Annotated in this window: 3 protein-coding genes; all 3 read left to right on the forward strand. The window is 76.6% G+C overall.

Annotated elements, in window-relative coordinates; translation table 11 throughout:
• The first annotated feature begins 49 nt into the window (after positions 1-49).
• From AC6EXY_RS18475 to AC6EXY_RS18485, 3 genes are read left to right on the forward strand one after another with little or no spacing between them, the layout of a single operon-like run.
• On the forward strand, positions 50-379 hold the full coding sequence (locus AC6EXY_RS18475) for an MbtH family protein (protein WP_499817586.1): 330 nt from the start codon (positions 50-52) through the stop codon (positions 377-379).
• On the forward strand, positions 376-5610 hold the full coding sequence (locus AC6EXY_RS18480) for a salicylate synthase (RefSeq protein ID WP_499817585.1): 5235 nt from the start codon (positions 376-378) through the stop codon (positions 5608-5610). Before AC6EXY_RS18475 ends, AC6EXY_RS18480 begins: the two co-directional genes overlap by 4 nt.
• The gene (locus AC6EXY_RS18485; protein ID WP_207770563.1) at positions 5607-7277 is read left to right on the forward strand and encodes a (2,3-dihydroxybenzoyl)adenylate synthase; all 1671 of its coding nucleotides are present in this window, start codon (positions 5607-5609) and stop codon (positions 7275-7277) included. Before AC6EXY_RS18480 ends, AC6EXY_RS18485 begins: the two co-directional genes overlap by 4 nt.
• Positions 7278-7359: the final 82 nt, after the last annotated feature.

Consider the following 7359-nt stretch of genomic DNA (forward strand, 5'->3'; position numbering starts at 1 on the left):
TTAAGCGGCCTTAACCCCCGTGCGGAACGACCCAAGGAGCTGGGAACGCATGTCGACCAACCCGTTCGATGACGAGAACGGCAGCTTCTACGTCCTGGTCAACGCCGAGGGACAGCATTCGCTCTGGCCGACGTTCGCGCCGGTGCCCGCCGGCTGGCGGACGGTGCACGGGGCCGCGAGCCGAGCGTCCTGCGTCGAGTACGTCGAGGCCTCCTGGACGGACCTGCGCCCGGCCAGCCTGATCGCCCGGATGCAGGCCGCCGAGGCCGCCGAGGCCGCCGAGGCCGCCGAGGCCGCCGAGGCCGCCGAGGCCGCCGCGTCCGCCGCGGCTGCCCCGGCCGCCCAGAGCAGCGGCGCCGATGCCGGCGTGTCCCGGTGACCGCGCCGCAGGTCCACCACGAGCGGACGGTCCCGTTCCCCGGCGATCCGCTCACGGCCGCCACCCGCCTGGCCCGTGCCGCCCGGGCGCCGTTCGCCGTCTACGAGCGCGACGGGTGCTGGTGCTTCGGCGACGGCGCGCTGGCCGAGATCATGCTGTTCTGGGACGAGATCCGCTATCGCACCGGCGGCGGCTGGCGGGTCGAGCCGGTCGGCGCCGACCCGCTGCGGACCCTGGCGGGGGTGCTCGCGGGGATCCCCGTCGCCGGCTGGCACGCCTACGGCTGGGCCGGCTTCGAGCTCGGCCCGCGCGCCCAGGGGCTCGCCGGCCCGCGCTCGGCCGAGCCGCTGGTCCACCTCGTCGTCCCCGCCCGCGAGGCGCGCCTGGGGGCGGGGACGGCGGCACTGCGCGCGGTCGAGCCCGGCGAGCTCGACACGCTCGCCGCGGCCCTCGCCGACGCCGCCGTCAGCGGCGGCACCGTCAGCGGCGGCACCGTCAGCGAGACTGACCTCGTGCCCGCCGACCTGGAGCACGGCGCCGAGGACTACCGGCGCATCGTCACCCGCGCCGTCGACGACATCCAGGCCGGCCGCCTGCGCAAGGTGATCCTTTCCCGGCTCATCCCGGTCGACGGTGAGATCGACCTGGTCGCCACCTACGAGCACGGGCGGCGCGGGAACACGCCCGCCCGGTCGTTCCTGCTCGACATCGGCGGGCTGCGCGCCACCGGGTTCAGCCCGGAGACCGTCGTCGAGGTCGCCGCGGACGGGTGGATCTCCACCCAGCCGCTGGCCGGCACCCGCGCCCTCGACGGCGGCGCCGCGGACGGCGGGGCCGGCGACCGGGCACGGCGCGAGGCGCTGCTCGCCGACCCGAAGGAGGTCTACGAGCACGCCGTGTCGGTCCAGGCCGCCCAGGACGAGCTGCGCGCGGTGTGCGACCCGGCGACGGTCGTCGTCGACGAGTTCATGTCCGTGCTCGAACGCGGCAGCGTGCAGCACCTCGCCTCGCGGGTCAGTGGCCGGCTCACGCCCGGCAACGACGGCTGGGACGCCCTCGCCGTCGTCTTCCCGTCGATCACCGCGATCGGCATCCCCAAGGCGGCGGCCTTCGAGCTGATCCGCGACTACGAGGCGTCGCCGCGCGGTCTGTACAGCGGGGCGGTGCTCAGCGTCGGGGCGGACGGAGCGCTCGACGCGGCCCTCGTACTGCGCACCGCCTTCCAGCGCGACGGGCGGACCTGGCTGCGCGCCGGGGCCGGCATCGTCGGCGCGTCCCGACCCGAGCGGGAACTGGAGGAGACCCGGGAGAAGCTGCGCAGCGTCAGCCGCTTCCTGGTGGGCACGCGCCCGGCCGCCGGCACCAGCGGACCGGACCGCGACAGCCTGCGGCGCACCGTCGCCGACCTGCTGGCGGAGGACCCGGCCGAGCTCGGCGACGAGGACAACCTCTTCGAACGCGGGCTGGAGTCGATCGCGCTGATCCAGACGGTCGGCGCCTGGCGGCGCGCCGGCCTGGAGATCACCTTCGGCGAGCTCGCCGAGAACCCGACGATCGACGGCTGGTACAAGCTGCTCGCCCGCCCGTCCGCCACGGACCCCGCCGCTCCCGCGGTTCCCGCGGTTCCCGACACGGCGCCGGTGCCCGGCCCGCGGTCGGCGCCCGGGGAGTCACCCGCCGCGGCGGCCGGCGCGGGTGAGGCGACCCGGCCACCGGCAGGTGACGGGATCACGGTGGTGCCGGCGGACGGCGCGCCGTCGACCGCGGGCGACGGGGAGTTCCCGCTGGCGCTCATGCAGCACGCCTACTGGGTCGGCCGCGATCCCGCCCAGCCGCTCGGCGGCGTCGCCGCCCACCTCTACACCGAGTTCGATGGCCACGGCCTCGACCCGGACCGGCTGTCCGCGGCGATCGAGCGGCTCGTCGACCGGCACGAGGCGCTGCGCACCCGCGTGACCGACAACGGCGGCCAGGTCGTCGAGGCCCACTCCGGCTGGCGCGGCCTGACCGTCCACGACCTGCGCGACCTCGACGAGACCGCGGCCGGCGCCCGGCTCGAGGAGATCCGCGACCGGCTTTCGCACCAGATGCTCGACATCGAGCACGGCGAGGTCTTCTCCACCGCGCTGAGCCTGCGCCCGGGCGGTGCCACCCGCCTGCACCTCGACGTCGACATGGTCGCCGCGGACGCCGTCAGCTACCGCGTGCTGCTCGCGGACCTCGCGCGCCTCTACGGCCGGCCGGACGAGGTCGAGCCCGCCCCGGCCTACACCTACCGGCGGTACCGCGCCGAGCACCAGGCCGGCCGGCGGGAGGCGGCCCGGCGGGCGCGGCAGGCCTGGCAGGACCGTCTGCCCAGCCTGCCCGGCCCGCCCGAGCTCGCCCTCAACGCCCCCCAGCCGGGCGGTGCCACGCGGGTGTCGCGGCGGCACTTCCGGCTCCCGCAGCGGGCCCGGGCGGCGCTGGGCCGCGCGGCGCACCGCCGCGGCGTCACCCCGGCGATGGCGGTGGCGACCGCGTTCGCCGAGGTGCTCGGCGCGTGGAGCACGCAGTCCCGGTTCCTGCTGAACGTCCCGCTGTTCGACCGGGCGCAGATCCATCCGGACGTCGACCGGGTGGTGGGCGACTTCACCAGCTCGGTGCTGCTGGAGATCGACCTCACCGATCATGTCCCGTTCGTCGAGCGGGCCCGCCGGGTGCAGACCCGGCTGCACGCCGACGCCACCCACGCGGGCTACTCCGGCGTCGAGATCCTGCGCGACGCCGGGCGCCTGCGCGGCGAGCAGGTGCTCGCCCCGGTCGTGTTCACCAGCGCGCTGGGGCTCGGCGAGCTGTTCGACCCCGCCGTGCGCGAGGAGTTCGGGCGCCCGGAGTGGATCATCTCCCAGGGGCCGCAGGTCCTGCTCGACGCCCAGGTCACCGAGCTCGACGGCGGCCTGCTCGTCAACTGGGACGTCCGCGAGGACACCTTCGCACCCGGCGTCGTCGACGCCATGTTCGCCGCCTTCGAGCGGCTCGTGCGCGACCTCGCCGCCCCCGAACCGGCCCCGGCCGCCGCGCACCGGGACGACGGGGACAGCGGCGACGGCGGGGACGGCGGGGACGGCGGGGACGTGGTGTGGGACCGACCGTTCGACGCGCCGCTCGACGAGGCCACCCGCGCGGTGCGCCGCCGCGTCGGCGACGTCGCCGGGCCGAGGGCCACCCGGCTGCTGCACGAGGGGTTCTTCGCGCACGCCGAACGCCGTCCGGACGCGCCCGCGCTGCTGTGGGGCGGCGTCGGCGGCCAGGCGGGCGTGCTGTCCTACGGCGGGCTCGCCGCCCGGGCCCGGGCGCTGGCCGCCGCGCTGCTCGACCGGGGGGTGCGCCGCGGCGACCGGGTCGCCGTCAGCCTGCCCAAGGGGCCGGACCAGGCCGTCGCCGTGCTCGGCGTGCTCGCCGCCGGCGCCGCCTACGTGCCGATCGGCGTCGACCAGCCGCCGGCCCGGGTCGAGCGGATCGCGGCGACGGCCGGCTTCACCGTCGCCGTCACCACCGCCGCACGCACCGGCTGGCCCGCCGGCGTCACCCCGCTGCACCTCGCCGATGTCACTGCCGATGTCACTGCCGATGTCACTGCCGAGATCACTGCCGAGATCACTGCCGACGCCGGGGCCGACTCCCGGCTCGTCCTGTCCGCCGCGGCCGAGCCGGCCGTGTCGGCGGGGGCGGGCAGCGCGGCCTACGTGCTGTTCACCTCCGGCTCGACCGGTCAGCCCAAGGGCGTCGAGGTCGGGCACCGGGCGGCGATGAACACCCTCGAGGACCTGATCGACCGTCTCGGTCTCGGCCCGGACGACCGCACGCTCGGGGTGTCCGCGCTGGACTTCGACCTGTCGGTCTTCGACCTGTTCGCCCCGCTGTCCAGCGGCGGCGCGGTGGTGATCGTCGACGAGGACGCCCGGCGCGAGGCCGCCAGCTGGGTCGGCCTCGTCGCCGCGCACCGCGTCACGATCCTCAACTGCGTCCCCGCGGTCCTGGATCTGATCCTCACCGAGGCCGCGTCGCCCGCGTCGGCGTCGCCGCTGGGCGCCGGTCTGCGCGCGGTGCTGCTCGGCGGCGACCGGGTCGGCGTCGACCTGCCCGGCCGGCTGGAGGCGGCCGTGCCCGGCTGCCGGTTCCTCGCGCTCGGCGGCACCACGGAGACGGCCATCCACTCGACCGTCTGCGAGGTCGCCGGCGGTGGCCCGGTGCCGGCGTCGTGGGCGTCGGTGCCCTACGGGACGCCGCTGCGCAACGTGCGGCTGCGCGTCGTGGACCCGCTGGGCCGGGACTGCCCGGACCAGGTCGCCGGCGAGCTGTGGATCGGCGGCGACGGTGTCGCCCACGGCTACCTCGGCGATCCGGAGCGCACCGCGGACAGGTTCGTCACCCACGCGGGCAGCCGCTGGTACCGCACCGGCGACCTCGCCCGCTACCTGCCCGACGGCACGGTCGAGTTCCTCGGTCGCCGCGATCACCAGGTCAAGATCCGCGGCTTCCGGGTGGAACTCGGCGAGGTCGAGGCGGCGCTGCGGGCGGTGCCGGGGGTGCGGGCCGGCGTCGCCGCCCTGGTCGGCGGTGGGCGCGGTCGCTCGGGATCGCTCGGCGCACTCGTCGTCGTGGACCCGGCCCACCGGTCCGGGCCCGGGCCCGGACCGACGGGAGTGGATCCGGCGGGGTCGGTGCGGGCGCGGCTGCGCGAGCTGCTGGCGCCGCACATGGTGCCCGACCGCGTCGTCGTCGTGCCCGAGCTGGCGTTGAGCGCCAACGGGAAGATCGACCGGCGGGCGGCGCTCGCGCTGCTCGAACGGGAGTCCGGTGCGGCCCGGCCGGCGCCGACGCCGCCGCGTTCCGACCTGGAGCGCGTGATCATGAGCGTCTGGCGGGACGTGCTCGTCGGCGGGCCCGGCGCGGTGGCGGAGTTCGGGGTGACCGACGAGTTCTTCGCCCTCGGCGGTGACTCGGTGCTCGCCACCGACCTCGTCGCCCGGCTGCGCGCCGAGCTCGACACGACCGGCGTGTCCGTCCGGATGCTGTTCGCCGCGCCGACGGTGGCCGCCCTCGCGCGGCGCATGCGCGCCGCCGAGAGCACCCCGGACCGGCTCGACCGGGTCGCGGCCATCGCCTGGGAGATCGCCGGTCTGTCCGACGACGAGGTCGAGGCGCGCCTGGCCGGCGACGCGGGCGACCAGGTGGGAGGCGAGCGGTGAGCCGCGCGGTCACCGACCAGGGGCCGGCGCCCACGGTGGACGACTGGGTGCCGTTCCCGGACGCGTTCGCCCGCCGCTACGTCGCGGAGGGCTACTGGCAGGGCGGCCCGCTGGGGGAGCGGCTGCGGGAGTGGGCGGCGCGGCACGGATCGGCGACGGCGCTCGTCGGCGGTCCGCCCGCCGCCCCCGTCCGGCTCAGCTACGCCGAGCTCGACCAGGGGGTCGACGACCTGGCGGCGGGACTCGCCGGGCTCGGCCTCGGCGCCGGCGACCGGGTGCTGCTGCACCTGCCGAACCGGATCGAGTTCGTCACCCTGCTGTTCGCGCTGCTTCGGCTCGGCGCGCTGCCGGTGCTGGCGCTCCCCGCCCACCGCCGCGTCGAGATCGAGCATCTGGCCCGGCTGTCCGGCGCCGTCGCCTACGCCATCCCGGACACCTTCGAGGGCTTCGACCACCGCCGGCTCGCCGGCGAGGTCACGGCGGCGGTGCCGTCCGTGCGCCACGTGCTGGTCGCCGGGGAAGCCGGGGCGTACACGAGTCTCGCCGGGCTCGCCGCGGCCGGTGCCGCCGCCCGCGCCACCGGCACCGCCCCGGCGCCGGCGGCGGTCGACCCGGCGGGCGTCGCCGTGCTGCTCATCTCCGGCGGCACGACCGGCAAGCCCAAGCTCATCCCGCGCACCCACTGGGACTACGCCCACAACGCGGCGGCCAGCGCGGAGCTGTGCGCGCTGACCGGCGACGACGTCTACCTGGTGGCGCTGCCGGCGGCGCACAACTTCCCGCTGGCCTGCCCGGGGATCCTCGGGGCGTTCGGCGTCGGCGCGACGGTCGTGCTGGCGCCGTCACCGAGCCCGGAGACGGCGTTCGAGCTCATCGCCCGCGAACGGGTGACGGTGACGGCACTCGTGCCCGCGCTCGCCCGGCTGTGGGTCACCGCCGCCGGCTGGGAGGGGCCCGACACGACCAGCCTGCGCCTGCTGCAGGTGGGTGGTGCCCGCCTCGACGCCGAGCTCGCCCGGCGCGTCCGACCGGTGCTCGGCGCCGCCGTCCAGCAGGTGTTCGGGATGGCCGAGGGCCTGCTGAACTACACCCGCCTCGACGACGACGCGGAGGTCGCCTGCACCACCCAGGGCCGCCCGCTCGCCGCGGCCGACGAGATCCGCGTCGTCGACCGCGACGGTGCCGACGTCGCCCCCGGCGCCATCGGTGAGCTGTGGACCCGCGGCCCCTACACGATCCGCGGCTACTACCGGGCCGCCGAGCACAACGCCACCGCGTTCACCGCGGACGGCTACTACCGCACCGGTGACCTCGTCCGCGTCGCCGAGGGCGGCAACCTCGTCGTCGAGGGACGCATCAAGGACGTGATCAACCGGGGCGGGGAGAACGTCTCCGCCACCGAACTCGAGGAGCACCTGCTCACCCATCCCGGGATCGCCCAGGTCGCCGTCGTGGCGGCCGGCGACGAGCAGATCGGCGAGAGCGTCCGCGCGGTCGTCGTGACCGAGCCGGGCACGACGGTGACCCTCAAGGGCCTCAAGGCGTACCTGCGGGAGCGGGGCCTCGCCCGGTTCATGCTCCCCGACCTGCTCACGGTCGTCGACGCGTTGCCGCTCACCGCCGTCGGAAAGATCGACAAGCGCGAGCTGCGCCGCCGCCTCGGCTGACCGCCAGCCCCACCACCACACCGCCCGGGCGACACCGGTGCCGGCCCGCGTCATGGCGGCCGGCGCCACCCGCACGATCGGC

Source organism: Frankia sp. RB5, from assembly GCF_059816245.1.